Source organism: Wolbachia endosymbiont of Spodoptera picta, assembly GCF_018141665.1.
Classification (GTDB): domain Bacteria; phylum Pseudomonadota; class Alphaproteobacteria; order Rickettsiales; family Anaplasmataceae; genus Wolbachia.
Genome location: NZ_CP067976.1, coordinates 485,276 through 502,156, shown reverse-complemented (window position 1 = coordinate 502,156; position 16,881 = coordinate 485,276). Strand labels below are relative to the sequence as shown.

The following is a 16,881-nucleotide window of genomic DNA, read 5'->3' as shown; positions in this document are numbered from 1 at the left end:
AAGTCATTATAATTTGTATTATATCTTTATAAAATGGTTCGCATAAGTTATCTAGAAGTGCAACTAAACAAATACAAAAATCAAAGTGTTGCGGTTTTCGGCCTTGGTAAAACTGGTTTGTCCGTTATTAATGCTCTAACAAAAAGCAGTGCAAAAATATATGCATGGGATGATAATAAAGAGCAAATAGCAAATGCAAAAAAGATATATAAAGAGTGTAACTATACTCATCCCAATGAGTATAATTGGCATGAGATAAGCACACTAATTTTGAGCCCTGGAGTGCCAATACCAACGCATTGGGTAGTAAAACTTGCAAGAAGCTTTGACTGCAAAATAAAATCAGACATTGAGCTATTTCTCGAAACTAAAACTACAAGCCAGAAGGTTGTAGGCATCACCGGAACAAATGGCAAATCAACCACCACTTCACTAATAGGGCACATATTAAAATCCACAGGGAAAAAAGTAGCTATTGGCGGGAATTTAGGTGTGCCTATTTTGGATTTAGAAAGAGATGCAGAAATTTATGTAATTGAATTCTCCTCTTTTCAATTGGAGCTAATAAATAAAATTAATGTAGACATTTCTGTATTGCTCAACATCACACCAGACCACATAGATAGACATGGAAGTATGAATAACTACATAGCAACTAAATTAAAACTGATAAACAGTAGCAAGATTGCCGTGATAGGATGTGATAACAAAATTACCGCTGATGTATTCAATAAATTCACTGGGAACAAAATTCCAATTTCAGTAACATATTCCCTGGTGTCATTCCAGCGCATGACCAGAAAAGAAAAACCATTGCCAACTACTCAGATGATAGAGGGTAGTGCAAGAGATCTAATATCATTGGCAGATAACAATTTGCTTGATTATAGTGAACAGATTACTGGTATAGATCGAAATTATCTGGATCCCAGTGTCAGCTACTTGGATGACAAAAGGAGTGCTGAGATTCAGGAGATCTCGATAAAATTAGAGAATCACAACTTATCAATGAGTGATATGAAAGTAAACCTAGTATCCAATGTAGAAAATATAGTAGCTGCACACGCTGTGTGCAAGTTACTTGGAGTAGATAGCAGCACTATTGTCAATGAAATCAAATCCTTTCCAGGGCTAAGACACAGAAATGAATTTCTTGGCAAAATACATAATGTACTTTTTATCAACGATAGCAAAGCAACCAATGCAGAATCGACCGAAAAGGCAATTTTATCTTATAAAAACATATATTGGATTGTTGGCGGAAAAAGCAAAAAAGGCGGAATAGAATCATTAAGCAAGCATTTCACCAAGATTAGAAAAGCTTTTCTTATTGGAGAATCAACTGAAGTTTTTGCAAACATTATGGAGAACAAAATAGATTATATGAAGTGCTATAATCTAGAAAACGCATTTAAACTGGCTTTTGAAGAGGCCATAAATAGCAAAGAAGAAGTAGCGATATTACTTTCTCCTGCATGTTCTTCTTTTGATCAGTGGAAAAATTTTGAAGAGCGCGGTGAAGCATTTTGCAGAATGTTTGAAAATCTCAGGTACAATTATATGTGATGTTTAGTATAGTATTGTATGGAACAAAAGTTAATAGTAGATGAGCTGATTAAGGTTATTCCATTTGAAGGAATAAGTGATGCAACCTTATTGAAAGTGTGCACGAACCTTAACCTAGCCAATAGTTTTTGTAAATTTCAAAATGGAATATATAGTGCTTTGGAGTACATAGCAGAGGACTTAAATAGCTCAATAGAAACTGAACTTTGGAATTCCAATTTAGAAGATATGAAGGTAAGAGAGCGGATAAAGTTAGCTGTCCAAATACGCCTTTCAAACTATGCTAAGTTACAAAATTACAGAGAGTTTTTAAAAAATATTTTATCATTCTCTATATTACCCCAAAATACATATTTTTCTAGTAAACTCTTGTACAGAACTGTTAGCGCGATTTGGTATGGCATTCATGATCAATCAACAGATTTTAACTACTATACAAAAAGAGCAATATTAGCTGGAGTGTACTTAAGTACGATACTTTTTTTTATCAATGATTATTCAGAAGATTTTGCAGATACCCTGTCGTTTCTTGACAAACGTATCAACAATGTCATGACATTTCAAAAGTTTAAAACCCGTTTGAATAGAATGGTAAGAAACTTCTTATAGCCTCTTTACTTATACGAGTTACTCGTATTTATACCTAAAGCTGCCTTGATTTTTATGTTAAGATAATTGAACATCCACTAACAGTGAGCTTAACAAAGAACTTGATTGAAAGCAATACATTAGAAAGTAGTTTTGCTGGAAACTTGAAGTAGACAGAGTTGATACACATAAAGCTGATTCATGTACAAAAGTATCTGTTCAGATACACGACTAATGCTGTGTGATCCATAGAGGTTATTACAATAAGAATGTAAGATCAAATAGAAATTTGGATTTGCAGTAGTTTATAGACCTTATTACAATTGCAAAGGATAAATTAGTTAATCTAGGGTTAAACTACGTCTGAGTTGGATAAAACTATACAAAATGACTACTTTTAGCAGCAAACATTAGAGCAGTTTTTTCATAGTCAAAATGAGGTAGACTAAGAGTACTAACTACATAATTAACACCTGCGTTTGCTATTTCTACTAAGTATTTTACTACATCCAAGTGACCTGCTTGAGCAGCATCAAGTAAAAAGAGTGGAGCAACTATCTCCATGAGGCTTCTTTTGCCTTTTTTTGCTTGCTTAATATTTATAGCTAAAGCTTCAGGGTGTCATTTCAGTGCGTGACGCAGAGATGTACGGAGATTGAAGATCAGTGCTTGACACTGGAATCCAGAAATTTTTTGAGAACAAAAGTTATGCTAAGTTTTTGTTGGTAAGAAAGGCTGGTGTCTGGGCACTGGGATGAAAGTAGTGTGAAATGGGGCTACTTGGGGATGACAAAAAAGAATGTACTGGGATGACAAGAAATAGGGCAAATGTATAAAAATAAATATTTCTATATTCAGGAAATTGTGGACTTTAATATATCGGAATTTAGTAACTTCAATAAATTGTGATATATCTTTTACAGATTCATTCAAACTTAATTAAGTGGGAGTATTGTTAATGCGAAAAGGGTTTAATTAAAATGGTATGGCGTGTGAGGAAGACATACATCAATTGGTAGAAAGTGGATTTGATATTAACTCAAAAGATGTAAGCGGAGTCACTCTCTTGCATAAGTTTACAAAAGAAGGCGATTTAGTTGGAGTAAAATCATTATTAGAGCACGAAGCTGACTTTAATGTTGTGGACAACGAAAATAGAAATCCACTGCATTATGCTATTATGCATGGACACAAAAAAATTGCTAAACTTCTTGTTAATCAACTGACAATTAATTCTAGAGATAAAAATGGATTTACTCCACTTCACCTTGCTACACTACAAGATAACACAGAATTAATGGATTTTTTAATAACAAAAGGCGCAAAAATTAATGAAAAAGATGCTGAGAAAGGCTATACTCCTCTTCACATAGCTTCATTATACGGTTCTAAAAAGAGCGTCCAGATTTTAATTGATAGCGGAGCAAATCTTGAATGTGAAGATAACAACTTTCGTACTCCTTTATTTTTGACCATTTATCAATGTACTACACATTATGAAAGTAGAGTAGAGATTATAGAATATCTGATAAAGAAAGGTGCAAACATAGAAGCAAAAGATGCAGAAAATAATACTACGCTTTTTCTAGCAGCATATAACAACAAAATGCAACTGGTAAAGCTTATTGTAAAGCAAGCAAAAGCTAAGTTAAAAGAGTTTATTTGCACAAAAAATAAACATGGTTTTGATGCACTGGATTGCGCTATTAAGAATAATAATAGGCAAATGGTAACATTTCTTGTTTCAAAGGGAATAGAAGCAGATGACCAAGATTGTAGCGGTAACACCAGGTTACATAAAGCTAGCTATAATGGTGATACTAAAGCAGTTAAGTTCTTATTGGAGCTTAAGGTAAACGTTAATGCCGTCACTAGATGCAACAGAACTCCTCTGCTACTTGCAGCTAAAAAAGGCCATGTAGAAATTGTAAGAATGTTGTTAGCAGTAAAAGCCAATATGAATATTTGTGATCAACAAGGTTTTACACCTCTGCATCTTACTATTCAAAAGGATTATTTTGATATAGCTCAGCTATTAATAGAAAAAGGGGCAATTAATTGTAGTAATGATTATACTGCAATAGATATGTTTATTGACAAGGCTCATAGCAAAAAAAATATTGAAGAAAATTACAAAAAATTTTGTAGGTTTTTGATGCTTTACTTGAAAGAGCTACATAGTAAACACAAAGCCTTTTGTGTACTTTCAATCCTAGCTCTAAGCTTAACAATTATAGGTTTACCATTTATTTTCAAGCCTATTATTAAATATAGAGAAAGAAGTAAAATATATAAAAAAATTAGGGCTATGCTGATTTATATTTAAGTATAACAGGAGAACTAAGCTAATATATGACAATTATCTGCTCGATAAAAATGGAATTAAATGTATCCGTTTAGCAGAGTGGCAAAATAAAATAGACAAAACCATAAAAATAAATGGTGTCATGCAATTTGAGCTTCGGCATAGATCCCACATAAATTTTTTGGTACATATTTTTTCAACATTAATTTCGTATTCCATTCAAAGAATATTAATATTGGCATATAAGTATGAATATTATGCTAATATAATTACTTTTTAGGTATACATGGCAAATTTATGCCTGGAAACAGTTTTTAGTTATTTCCTAGACTTTCTTTATAAAAATCACAGGCGCCTGTTATTAGCTAAAGTAAAGGTCAAGTATCTGGAATTCTGGACATAAAATCCTCCTGTATAAAAAGATTAGAAAAAAATGCAGCGCACATATGACAGACGTGTGTATACGCTGAAAAAGATACGCTACGTTTTTTATTGAAAAGTTAACTGAAAGTCTGCAGACAAAGATAGATTTTGAGCTCTTAAAATATCTCTAATTGTCATTATAATCAGATTCAAAATATGCGGAAGTAATTTTTTTGACAATAGATTTCTTGCATAACCAAGTGTTATTCCAGCTGGGATCCAGCTAAGTTGGTAAACACTTTACAACGTTTTTTGCGCGAAAAGGCTGGATGCCAGTGTCAGCTACTTGCATGACATCGTCTTGGATGAAAATCAGTACGTGATGCACCAAAAATTGTGCATCAAAAGGGTGTCATTTGAGTAACTTTTTTGTTGTCATGCCAGTGTCAGCTACTTGCATGACACCTATTTGTTCCTATGATAGTCTTATCTGTCTATCTTATTTTGCTACTCTGCTGAACAGATACGTTTCTTTTACCTTTTTTATTCTGTAAATTTTTTAGTATTTGTATGTTTAACATAAGAACTACACAAGACTACAAATGGTGAATCAGCATTACCTTAAAGAGAGTACCCATATTTTCAGTTAACCTTAAAAATTCACTGAAGATCTTATTCTTCTGTTCATTACTTGCATTTTTCATTAAAGCTTGCGCTCTTTCCTTTATACCAAACAAATATAAAAATTCTCTTTGAGTTAAAATCTCACAATTTAAGTATTTTAATGAATCTTTTAACGCTTGAAAGTTTACAAGTGCAGTAATATCACTGTTACCAATATTTTCAAGAAAATTAGCATACTGATGCTGCCTTATCGATTGCAAAGTGCTCTTGTATGAAGGATATAAATAACCATAATCTATAATCAGGGCAGCTCCTCCGTTATTGACTATCTTATTCTCAAGTTTCTTTAATATTTCGATTCCGGCTAGGCATACTTCCACTACTGCACCATTGAAACCCCCTGTCATTCCAGTCTGGAGTCCAGTTTTTGGTCTGGTTAAGCACTGGAGTGACAATGAAAGACTGCCATCATCTTGTTTTATTACTCTATTTTCATACCACTGCCCATCACGATAAACAAACTGATCAATTGGAAGAGCATCAAAGAACTCATTTGAAAAAAAAATAGTTGGCTGATTTGGTAAGTTGTCGACATCTGTGTGCCAATTAATATCTAATCCCTTTAATTTTTCCTTTTGTATTTTCTGTAAAATAGGGCTTATCTCAACTAGATGAATGTCCATTGAGCTAAAAAAACAGCTATATTTTTTGGTGACTCTTATTACATCATGAATGAGTGTTCCTTTACCTGGCCCAAGTTCAGCTAGAGAAAATTTTGATGGCTTTCCTAATTTTTCCCATGTATCCATTATCCAAACTGCAGTTGTTTCACCAAACAGCTGACTAATTTCAGGTGCAGTAATGAAATCACCATCTTTGCCAAGTGGTAATTTATTCATGTAATAGCCGTACTCTTTATGATATAGAGCAGCATTCATAAAATTACTGATGGATATTGATCCTTGGCTTTTATCAATTAATTCGTGTATATAAGTAAGCATATTATTAATAAATGTTTAACTATAGCGTGCCATACTATAAAATAGTGGAGTATTTATATATATAATATAAGTTTAAAGGCGATAGTGCTTTGGTTATGAATAGTCAAGATACGGATTATGTTACCCTTATACCTCAAGATGATGGTGTTGAATATAAATTTGAAGAAATTGTCAATTTTGTAGAAAATAAGGTTGTAGGTGCTGATGGATTAACTTTAGCGGAGGTATTTCAAGCATTAGTTAAAATGCTGAATGGTGACCTAGAGTTAGTAAAAAAAGTGTTAGCATATGCTAATATTATGGTAAAGTATGGAATGAGGTTAGCAAAAGAGTCACAATTGAGCAGAGCTGATATTCGCAGAGCTTTAGAAGGGGAAGAAAGTGTTTTCAATAGGCAAGATTTTATCAAAAAACCACCTCTTGTACCTTCTATAAAATCGGTTAAAAAGAAAAGCAGAGGTCTTTAAATGGTTGAGTCTATAAAAAAATTTACTGTACAGTGTGATTTCAAAGGGCAAAGTTCACCTTTTGCAATATACATAGGAGATCCAAAGAGTGATACTCATCCAATTCACTATCAAGATTCCTGGCTTGCAAAGGAGCGTGGAGGAAACATACCTAATAGAGTCAAAGAAAGTCTGCAAAAATTATATAAGTTATCTAAAGAAAATGGAATCTCTTTCTCAGAATTATGTGCATATGCTATTACTGTAGTTAGTAATAATGATAAAAAAAATGACTGCAAGTAGTTAGGTTCTCAATATTTCATTTATAAAAGTTTTTGATCTCGTCTTCTCGTCCACTTTTTTTACTATAACTGCACAATAGGTTGAAATGTTATTTTTAGGTGGAGTAGATCCTGGTACAACTACAGAGTAAGGTGGTACTTCACCATAAAATACCTTGCTTGTTTCTCTGTCAATAATTTTTGTTGATGCTCCAATAAACACACCCATGCTAAGGACTGATCCTTCTCTTATTATAACACCTTCGGCTACCTCACTACGCGCTCCAATGAAGCAATTATCTTCTATAATGACTGGAGAAGCTTGAATGGGCTCAAGAACTCCGCCTATTCCCACTCCACCGGAAATATGGCAATTTTTCCCTATTTGTGCACAACTACCAACTGTTGACCAAGTGTCTATCATTGTGCCAGAATCAATGTATGCACCAACGTTGATAAAGCTTGGCATTAGAACAACATTTTTACCTATGTAAGCAGATTGGCGGACAAAACACCCAGGAACTGCTCTAATTTTTGAATGGTAAAATTTTTCTTCATTCCATTCACTAAACTTACTACCGATTTTGTCAAACCAGCAATTGGTGTTGTCTATTATTTTGCTTTCCTCAGTGAGGAAATGTAATAATATTGACTGCTTTATCCACTTATGTACTATCCATTCTCCACTTGATAGCTTTTCTGCTACTCTAATTTTACCACTGTCAAGTAACTCAATTACCTCTTTGATTATTAATCTTGCTTCGTGTTTTAGATTATAGTCGTTAAGTTTTTCTTTATCTTTCCAAATATTTTCTATCTCATCTTGTAATTTTTTAGTTGCAAATTTTTCATTTATTATATACATATTGATATCAAATTTATATTATTTTATACGTAAGCACTATGAAAATACAATGTCATAATTGTACTAAAACTTACTTAGTATCTCGTGGGCAAATAGGTGAATCTGGAAGAAAAGTGAAATGTACAAACTGCAATCACATGTGGCATGAGTATCTAAAAGAAATGTCAAGTGAATTGTGCCCTGCTGGTATACAAGAAAAAAAAGCTAACTGGAGGCAAAGTTTAACTCTAGCTTTTGCAACAGTTGCAGGGTTATGCGTTATAATTGTTGGTGGTATCTTTCCAGGAGAGGTAAGTAAGATATATAAAGCAGTTAGTGCATATAAAGATTCAATAAGCCATAAATTAGGATACAAAAAAGTGCAAACGGAAAATTCAAGTGCGAGAGAACTTGTTGTAAATGAGTTTTATCAAGATTACCTTTTTCTATCTAATTTTAGATCTAATTAAATAGGCATAAGTCATCAATGTTATGCAAATAACTACACTTATTCCTTTATGATAGTGTCATTCCAATTTCAGCTACTTTCATGACGCCCTATGATTGTTATTACATCGTTTACTATAGATTTGTTTCAGAAGCTTACATCCAGAAAACTTGTATAGATTTTTTCTACTTCTGTGATATTATAAGCCTGTGATGATAAAATAAGTGGATATGGATAAGTCAGCGTATGAAATCATAGAGCATGAGTATGATGTGGTGATAGTAGGTGCAGGTGGAGCAGGGCTTAGAGCAACACTTGGAATGGCTGCAACTAATTTTTCAGTTGCCTGCATTTCTAAAATTTTCCCTACACGAAGTCATACAGTTGCAGCGCAAGGAGGAATTAGTGCAGCTTTGAGTAATATTGCTGAAGATGACTGGCGCTGGCATGCATATGATACAATAAAAGGTTCAGACTGGCTTGGCGATCAAGATGCAATAGAGTATATGTGTAAAAATGCTGCCAAAGCTGTGATTGAACTTGAAAATTTTGGTGTACCCTTTTCTCGTACGGAAGATGGAAAAATATATCAGCGTGCCTTTGGTGGAATGACAACTCACTTTGGTAAAGGAAAATCGGCTCAGCGTACTTGTGCAGCAGCAGATAAAACTGGGCATGCAATTCTTCATACTCTATATCAGCAATGTCTTAAATTTAACGCTGAATTTTTTGTCGAATATTTTGTAATCGATTTGATTATGGACAAAGGTACATGCTGTGGGGTGATAGCTTGGTCGCTGTGTGATGGTACGTTGCATAGATTTCGTGCATATTCTGTGGTAATAGCAACAGGTGGTTATGGACGTGTTTATTTTTCTGCAACAAGTGCACACACCTGCACAGGTGATGGTAATGGCATGGTGGTAAGAGCTGGGTTGCCACTTGAAGATATGGAGTTTGTGCAATTTCATCCAACAGGAATATATGGCTCAGGGTGCTTGATGACGGAAGGATGCCGCGGTGAAGGTGGGTACCTCGTTAATTCTCAGGGTGAGAAGTTTATGGAACGTTATGCGCCAAAGGCAAAAGATTTGGCTTCTCGTGATGTAGTAAGTCGAGCAATGACAATTGAAATTAGAGAGGGAAGGGGAGTTGGGCCAAAGAAAGATCACATGTACTTGAATATAGCTCATCTTGATCCGGAAGTAATAAAGCTCAGATTGCCAGGTATTAGTGAAACAGCAAAGACCTTTGCAGGAGTTGATGTTACTAAAGATCCGATACCTGTTATTCCAACTGTTCACTATAACATGGGAGGTATTCCAACCAACTATCATGGGGAAGTGATCACGTTGCAAAAAGGTAAAGAAGAAGTGGTAGAAGGATTATTTGCAATAGGAGAAGCAGCATGTGTTTCTGTACATGGTGCAAATCGACTAGGTTCCAACTCGCTTCTTGATCTTGTGGTTTTTGGTAGAGCTGCCGCGCTTAGGGCAAAAGAAAAATTGAAACCTGATACACCACATAAAAAATTGCATTCAGACTGCACAGACTTGATAGTAGATAGATTTAATAAAATGCGATTTGCTTCTGGAGAGTTCAAAGTAGCAAAAATACGAAGTGAAATGCAGCACACTATGCAGAAATATGCATCGGTATTCCGTGTTGCTGAAGTTTTAGAGGAAGGTAAAAAAGCTATAAAAGAAGTAGCAAAAATGATGCCTAACATTGCAGTTGAAGATCGCAGTATGATATGGAATAGTGATTTGGTTGAAGCGCTGGAGCTTGCCAATATGATTCCACAAGCAGTTATTACCATGGAATGCGCAGCTAATCGCGAGGAAAGCAGGGGTGCTCATGCTCGTGAAGATTTCCCTGAACGTGATGATAAAAACTGGATGAAGCATACTATAGCATGGCTTAAAGAAAAGAAAAACCAAGTCAGTGTAGAGATTGACTATAAAAAAGTTGCTGAAAAAACTTTGAGCGATGAGATTGATTTCATCGCCCCGGAAAAGAGAATTTATTAGTCAATTCATCTAGTTTATTTATAAATCGTAGTATTGATATATCGCTCATTTTAGTAGCTGGGCTCTCTGTATGTTCTGACTGCTCTTGTGCTGCTGAGTTGTTAGCTAAATTTTGTTGTTCAGTAACATTTTCAGGTTGTGTTGCAGTTTGGAGATTATCTTTACTGGTTTGCTGATCATTGGTTAATTCTTTAACATGTTTCCTAATGCCGCTAAGTCCCAAAGTGAATATCAGACAGACCACTCCTGTTATAGCTATGATGGGTAACGCTGCTCCAATTGCAATTTGTCCTTGAAAGCAAGAAAGTGTTACCATTGTAATAATAGTAGTTGCTACTGTGATTGCTAACAATACACTAGCTCTCCTACCCGGATCAATGCATTTCCATACAGCAGATGCTCCTTTTTTTACACCAGAACCTAGCTTTTTAATGCCTGATTGACATTTTTTCGAAGCAGTTCCACAGTGGTATTTTTCCTCAAGCTTCTCTTTTAGTTCTTTAGCTTTCTCCTGTGCTTTCTGTGGAGTACTTGAACAATCTTTTAGATCTCGTAAAGTTAAATAGTACTTTTTAGTATGGAGTTCTGGATCTTCTAACCATAAAGAATCAGGGTTAGCACCGTTTTGTAATAATGCTGCACAAAACTTTGTTGTATTATCATAATTAGTGGCTAAATCAAAAATTGTTTCTTGCAATAGGTATTCGATACTTTTTTTTTCTGCTTTTTTCTTTAGTGCTAATTCTAGAGGTATATTGCCTTGCCTGTTAGTTGCTTTTATAGCTTCATCTAATTTATCTTCAGATATTTTTCTTTCTTTTACTAAGGCTGATATTAATTTCAAGCATGTAACTTTTTGCTTCCCTGTCAGCAAGGCAATATGGTGTAAAGCATTATTGCCATTTGCATCTTTAAGGTTAATATCTGCTCCTTTTTTCAATAATTCCTTAAAAGATTTTTTATCTTTATCTTTAATTGCTAAATGTAGTTGATAATTATCATTACTATCTGGAGTATTTATGGTATGTGGTATAATTTCTTTAATTTTTGTTCTTATTTCTGATTTTAACTCAGGTTTCTTTACTGACTTTGCTAATTTTTCTAAGAAATCACAATAGTATGTCTTTTGCTCTTCTTTTAAGTATTGTAATTCTTTTGTAGATAATCCTAAATTGTCAGAGTTGGCTCCATACTCTAGCAATTTTGTAAGAAACTTAAGTGTTTTATCGTTATCTTGGATTGTGTGAGAATCATGTTTCCCTTTTATTATCTTGTTAATTAGTGCTACCTGAAAAGGAGTCTTTCCTTCTTGATTTTCACTATCAACAAGTTGTGCTAGATCTTCCTTGGTGACCGTTTTTATTAGGGTACCTAGAAACTTGCATTTCTGTTCCTTTTCGAGCGATGCAATAAGATGTAAAATATTATTTCCTTTTTCATCTTTTATGCTGTTAACATTTGTGCAATCTTTTAGATATTTTCTAAATTTCCTGCTATTTCCATTTTTGATTGCTTTTAGTAATTGAACATCATTATCAGAATCTGATATTCCGTTTACTTCATTTTCAAAATTGCTACAGTAACCACTTTCTGACTCATTGTCCTTGCGATTTTTATTAGAGTGACTTTTAGTGACTTCAGAAATTGCTTGCCTTACTTGGTTTTTTGTTTCATCTGATATTTTTTTTAATTGTTCGATTACTTCACCTAGCACTGGAAGGAAACATTGGACATAATATCTGTGATATTTTCCCTGTTCTCTAAGAGATTCTTCTAATTTAGTTAATACTTCAGGACTAGCGCCTTCCTTAAATAACCTTTTACATTCCTTGAGTGTTCCATCTCGACTTCTTGGTTTTTCATGCTTATGTTTTTCTTTTTTTACCTTTCTCTCTATAATATTATACAATTGCTTGTCTTTTTTATCTTGCTCTTGTTTTTCATTTTTGTTTATATATTTATCTAGTTTGTTTGCATTAGTAACTAATACACTTAGATCTATACTCATATTAAAACCTCAATATTAAAAGCTATTTGGCGTTAACGAATTGGATTAAACTTTTAAATTGAGCTAGATGTTATCGAAATATAGGTGAAAAGGCAGAAAACTAGTTTCTATTAGAAAATCTATTGTCATATTCAAATCCCCACTTTAGCACTTGTCTACTATTTTAACTATTTTATCTTAAAAAATAATAAATGTGGCTAAACTGTGAAGCATGAGTGCTACTGAAAGAGGTAAACCAATGTTTTTATAGATCTTTCAAACTTGGTTTTTCTTCTAATTTTTTAAGCATTCCTTTACTTAGTATTGATTTTATCTCTTCTACGCTTTTATCAAGATCATCATTAATTATTACGTAATCATATTTATTACTTTTACTTATCTCTTTTTGCGCTTCGGCTAATCTCCGCTCTATTTCAATTTCATCATCACTATTACGCCTTTGTAGACGCAGTCTAAGCTCTTCCATTGAGGGAGGTAGTATAAAAACACTTACAACTTTTTCTCTTAAGATTTCAAATAAATGAAATGCTCCTTGCCAATCTATATTCAGTAAAACACTTATGCCACTACTCAGGTTTTGTTCTATAAAATCTTTTGGTATACCGTAAAAATTTTCAAAAACTTTAGCATATTCAAGCATTTGACCAGCCTTACATAGTTCATGAAACTTTTCTTCAGTAACGAAAAAATAGTCTTTTCCATTTACTTCACCGGGACGAGGTTTGCGTGTAGTCATAGAAACAGACATAACTAAATCGGTTGATTGCTCAAGTAATTTTTCTGATATAGTAGTTTTTCCAGCTCCAGAAGGAGAGGATAGAATCAGTAGTATGCCCTCATTTTTTACGGTCATTTTTCTTTATTTAACAAGTACATTATAGAGCTTTTTTAAGACTTTGTATTTTTTGAATCAAAGTTTAAAAGACTAGAGCCCTCTAAATTAGAATTTGATAAATTGGTATCAATAAGAGAGGAATTATCAAAGACAGTATAACGTAAATCGGCTTTTTCAAGATTTGCCTTATTCAAATTAACGTTTACAAACTTTGCTCTACTTAATATTGAATTAGAAAAATTAGCATTTTCTAAATTCATGTCTTTAAACTCAAAGTAAGAATAATTTACATCAAATTTTTCACCCTGCGATATTTTCTCTTGCAGATCTTTAATTGAAGTTATAGCACTCTCTAGACCTGTAATTTTGCTCTGTCCCTGATTGTCAATCAAAATTGAATTATCAAATTTGCAATCTGTTAAATGAATATCAGCAATTGAACTTTTATATATGCTTGAAGAGAGAAAAGACATATCACTTATTGTCGAATCACTCAAATTGCTAAGAAAAAAACTAGTCTTTCTAAAGGTATTATCATAAAACACGGAGGATTTGAAATCACTTTCAATAAAATTTGAATTAGTGACTTTTAAGTTAGACCAGCTCGAATTATCAGCTAATAATTTGAAGAATATTGAATTTTTTATCTCACTGAAGTCAATACTATGGTGGGAAAGAGTACTATTATAAATTTGAGAGTCTTGAATTTTTGTCTTATACATTGAAGTTGTGCAAAGATCTGAATCTTCTATTTTTGCAGAGGTAAACAATGAATGGTCAAAGAACGAACCATTCATGTCAGAATTCACAACTTTAGTATTATGAAACTTTCCGTGACAAATGTTAGCATCATAGGCGTTAACTTTATACAATTCACTAAAACTAAAATCAATATTAGATAAGTCAGCATCCTGAAGGTCTGATTCAAAAACATATGCATGTTTTATCTTGGAACCATTTAGTATAGATTTAATGAAGTTTGAATTATCCCCTTTCACATAGGAAATTTGTGAATTGCTTAAATTGGCTTTTTCAAAGTTACTATCAACTATAATAGAAGCATTAAAATAGGCGTTCGAAAGATTGCTACCTGTAAAATCCAATTTTTTTATTTTAGCACCGTATATATTAGCGTTTTTTAGTGAAGAGAATTGTATCTTGAGCTTGTGTGCATCCACTCCAAAGAAACTTGCATTGTCGAAATTATTCTTCTGCATAACAGTGTCGTTTATTTCACTATCACTAAAATTTATGTAGCTAGCATTTGAGTTTGATAAATCGGATAAATTCATTTTTACATTCAAAAATTTGGTATGCAAACCAATTATATTACGCATACTTACTTTGTTGAGATTAGAATTGACAAAATCAGCATAACTGATATTAGATTGATCAAATATGATATCTGTTAGATTTGTAGAAGCAAATTTTGAAAAACTTAAATTTGTGCCTTGTATTTTAACACCATGTAAATTAGCATTGGAAAAATTAGCACCACGTAAATCAACATCGATAAAAGACACATCTGATAAATCGGTGTTAGAAAAATCAGCACCAATTAAACTTACTCCCTCAAAAATAGATTTATTTAAATATAATTGACTAAAATTAGCCCCATTCAAATTAGAGCCAAAACCTTTCTTAAAATCTTGTGGTATTCCTGCTTTATTACAATGTACTAAAAATTTAGCGAAATCTTTTTTATTGTAAGATACGTATTTTACATCGTGCAGAGCGCTTAAAAAATCATTGATTGGATTTTTTTCATCATCTATTTCATTTCCATAGCATAAATGACCAACTAGAAAAGTTAATATCAAAAGTCTAATTATCTTTTGCATCGCAGGTACTTTCTTTTGTTTTTATAGCAAAGTTATACATCTCTGAGTCTTCTTCATTGTTTATTTCTTTATCCTCTAAAAGGTATGGCATCATTTCGGCAATTGCGTTTATTATGTTGATCTGCTTCCTTTCGATTGCTATTTCAATAGGGGACTTAAAATTATTATCAACTACTCTAGGATCAGCACCTTGTAATAAGAGAAAGCGAACTGTGTCTATTTCACCTTGTTTCACTGCATAAATTAGAGGAGTATCACCCAATTTATTTCTAAATCTTAGTATTTCTTGAATTGTTAATCCAATTTTTTCTAGCTTATTTATTACTCCTCTTAGACAAATTAAGTTGCCCTTCTTTATGCAGTAAAAAAATTGCTTACTGTAATCATCAGTAAATATAGTTTTAGGAAGGTGCTCATTTAGGCTATCATATTGTCTTTTATATATAGACTTGCTTTTATGGTTCCATTCTTTTTTTATTTCTTTGTTTAGCTTTGTCCATTTTTCGCTTTCTTCATTTTCTTTGTTCACAGGTGTTATATTGTCAGGCTGTTCTTCTTTCTTTTTCTCTGTTAATTGGCTTGTTGAAAGTTCGGTGTCTTTTTTGCTAATCTCCTCTTCAGGCTGTAGGTTTGTTTGATTATTGTGACTGATTTTCTTCTCTTCAGGTTCTTCTTTTTTTTCTTCTGATAAAGGACTTGTTAGAGCTTTGGTATCTTTTATATTATTCCCCTCTTCAGGCTGTAGGTTTGTTTGTATATTTTCATTACTTGAAGGTACTTCTTCATTGATTACATTTTGGGTTGTGCTTTCTTTTGGCTCGCTGGAAGGTATTTCGACTACATTTGTTGAGTCTGTGCTTTCTTTTAGTTCGCTCAGAAGCGGAGAAGTTTTTTCAGCATCAGTATTGCTTTTCGATACGTCTTCTTGATTTATATTTTCTTCAGACTGCTCTACAGCAAACAAGTTGGATGATAAAAATATAGCAACTAATAGTATCAAATATAAAGTGTTCTTCATAGATATTGCAGTCATAAGCTTAATTAGAATGATACTATAATCAAATGATTAATCTACAGTAAAAAATGCCTTAAGGTTTTATTTATAAAAAACATTTGTATTACCTTTTCTATACGAGTAGAATTTTGCAAAGACTGAATATCAAAGTTTTTCCCATTTATTTAGATTTTACCTTAAATTGTCATTGGAGTAGCTGACACTGTTTTTTTCTCGATTCCAGCGTCACGCGCTGGAATGACTACCTTCATAATGTTATTCCATTTCTCTTGTCATCCCAGTACTTGATACTGGGATCCAGAGGACTGACCAGATAATAAGAACTGGTCACGCGCTGGAATGATAAAGGAGGAAGTGCTGGTTTGAAATTAAATTTTCTGGACTTTAGTGTCACGCATTGACCCTATAGTTTTCTTTTCTCGTCTACCTGATTCTATCACTCTCCTGAACGGATATAAATTACTTGACACATTTGGTAGTTTGATTATTATTAGTGAAAATGAGGGTATTTTAGAGCTCGAAATTCACCTTATTCAAGTCTGCAGACTTTTCAACTAATCTCTCAATAAAAAAATATAGCACAGTCTACTTCAGTACATACTTAATTTCTGTCATGAGGTGTGTTATATTTTTCTAAATCGTTTTTTATAGGAGGATCATTATGTCTAAAATTCCTTAAAATTAAT

Annotated in this window: 14 protein-coding genes; 7 read left to right on the top strand and 7 right to left on the bottom strand. The window is 33.1% G+C overall.

Annotated elements, in window-relative coordinates; genetic code table 11:
* The first annotated feature begins 33 nt into the window (after window positions 1-33).
* Both murD and JKF54_RS02110 read left to right on the top strand, forming a co-directional pair.
* A complete protein-coding gene (gene murD, locus JKF54_RS02115; protein WP_211908476.1) occupies window positions 34-1,566 on the top strand; it encodes a UDP-N-acetylmuramoyl-L-alanine--D-glutamate ligase in 1,533 nt (510 codons plus the stop codon).
* An 18-nt stretch (window positions 1,567-1,584) separates the two neighbouring features.
* Window positions 1,585-2,175, top strand: a complete 591-nt coding sequence (locus tag JKF54_RS02110; RefSeq protein ID WP_211908475.1) for a COQ9 family protein — start codon at window positions 1,585-1,587, stop codon at window positions 2,173-2,175.
* A 357-nt stretch (window positions 2,176-2,532) separates the two neighbouring features.
* On the opposite strand, the gene JKF54_RS02105 is transcribed toward JKF54_RS02110, so the two are convergent.
* Window positions 2,533-2,718, bottom strand: a complete 186-nt coding sequence (locus JKF54_RS02105; protein ID WP_006013526.1) for an ankyrin repeat domain-containing protein — start codon at window positions 2,716-2,718, stop codon at window positions 2,533-2,535.
* A gap of 421 nt (window positions 2,719-3,139) precedes the next feature.
* Between JKF54_RS02105 and JKF54_RS02100 the strand changes: the two genes are divergently transcribed.
* Window positions 3,140-4,480 carry an ankyrin repeat domain-containing protein gene (locus tag JKF54_RS02100; RefSeq protein WP_211908474.1) on the top strand — a complete coding sequence of 447 codons (1,341 nt, stop codon included), beginning with the start codon at window positions 3,140-3,142 and terminating at the stop codon, window positions 4,478-4,480.
* Window positions 4,481-5,418: 938 nt separating this feature from the next.
* Here JKF54_RS02100 and JKF54_RS02095 read toward each other — a convergent pair.
* A complete protein-coding gene (locus tag JKF54_RS02095; protein WP_211908473.1) occupies window positions 5,419-6,447 on the bottom strand; it encodes a class I SAM-dependent methyltransferase in 1,029 nt (342 codons plus the stop codon).
* 95 nt (window positions 6,448-6,542) lie between these two features.
* Here JKF54_RS02095 and JKF54_RS02090 point away from each other — a divergent pair, with 95 nt between their 5' ends.
* Window positions 6,543-6,914, top strand: coding sequence for a hypothetical protein (locus JKF54_RS02090; RefSeq protein ID WP_211908472.1), 372 nt, complete (start codon window positions 6,543-6,545; stop codon window positions 6,912-6,914).
* Window positions 6,915-7,196, top strand: a complete 282-nt coding sequence (locus tag JKF54_RS02085) for a DUF2610 domain-containing protein (RefSeq protein WP_010406917.1) — start codon at window positions 6,915-6,917, stop codon at window positions 7,194-7,196.
* Here JKF54_RS02085 and dapD read toward each other — a convergent pair whose 3' ends face one another.
* Window positions 7,197-8,039 (bottom strand): 2,3,4,5-tetrahydropyridine-2,6-dicarboxylate N-succinyltransferase, encoded by an 843-nt coding sequence (gene dapD / locus JKF54_RS02080; protein ID WP_211908471.1) that lies wholly within the window; start codon window positions 8,037-8,039, stop codon window positions 7,197-7,199.
* A gap of 38 nt (window positions 8,040-8,077) precedes the next feature.
* On the opposite strand from dapD, the gene JKF54_RS02075 reads away from it, so the two are divergent.
* Together JKF54_RS02075 and sdhA are read left to right on the top strand one after the other, a co-directional pair.
* On the top strand, window positions 8,078-8,488 hold the full coding sequence (locus JKF54_RS02075) for a zinc-ribbon domain-containing protein (RefSeq protein WP_010406912.1): 411 nt from the start codon (window positions 8,078-8,080) through the stop codon (window positions 8,486-8,488).
* A gap of 208 nt (window positions 8,489-8,696) precedes the next feature.
* Window positions 8,697-10,496: a succinate dehydrogenase flavoprotein subunit gene (gene sdhA, locus JKF54_RS02070; protein WP_211908469.1), complete on the top strand. Its 1,800-nt coding sequence runs from the start codon at window positions 8,697-8,699 to the stop codon at window positions 10,494-10,496.
* On the opposite strand, the gene JKF54_RS02065 is transcribed toward sdhA, so the two are convergent.
* The 4 genes from JKF54_RS02065 to JKF54_RS02050 form a co-directional block, all read right to left on the bottom strand.
* Window positions 10,468-12,504: an ankyrin repeat domain-containing protein gene (locus tag JKF54_RS02065; RefSeq protein WP_211908467.1), complete on the bottom strand. Its 2,037-nt coding sequence runs from the start codon at window positions 12,502-12,504 to the stop codon at window positions 10,468-10,470. The two genes, sdhA and JKF54_RS02065, sit on opposite strands and share 29 nt — an antisense overlap.
* A 244-nt stretch (window positions 12,505-12,748) precedes the next feature.
* The gene (gene gmk, locus JKF54_RS02060; protein WP_211908465.1) at window positions 12,749-13,357 is read right to left on the bottom strand and encodes a guanylate kinase; all 609 of its coding nucleotides are present in this window, start codon (window positions 13,355-13,357) and stop codon (window positions 12,749-12,751) included.
* A gap of 35 nt (window positions 13,358-13,392) precedes the next feature.
* Window positions 13,393-15,180 (bottom strand): pentapeptide repeat-containing protein, encoded by a 1,788-nt coding sequence (locus JKF54_RS02055; RefSeq protein WP_211908463.1) that lies wholly within the window; start codon window positions 15,178-15,180, stop codon window positions 13,393-13,395.
* Entirely contained in the window at window positions 15,164-16,198 is a 1,035-nt protein-coding gene (locus JKF54_RS02050; protein WP_211908462.1) for an ankyrin repeat domain-containing protein, read from the bottom strand. Before JKF54_RS02050 ends, JKF54_RS02055 begins: the two co-directional genes overlap by 17 nt.
* Window positions 16,199-16,881: the final 683 nt, after the last annotated feature.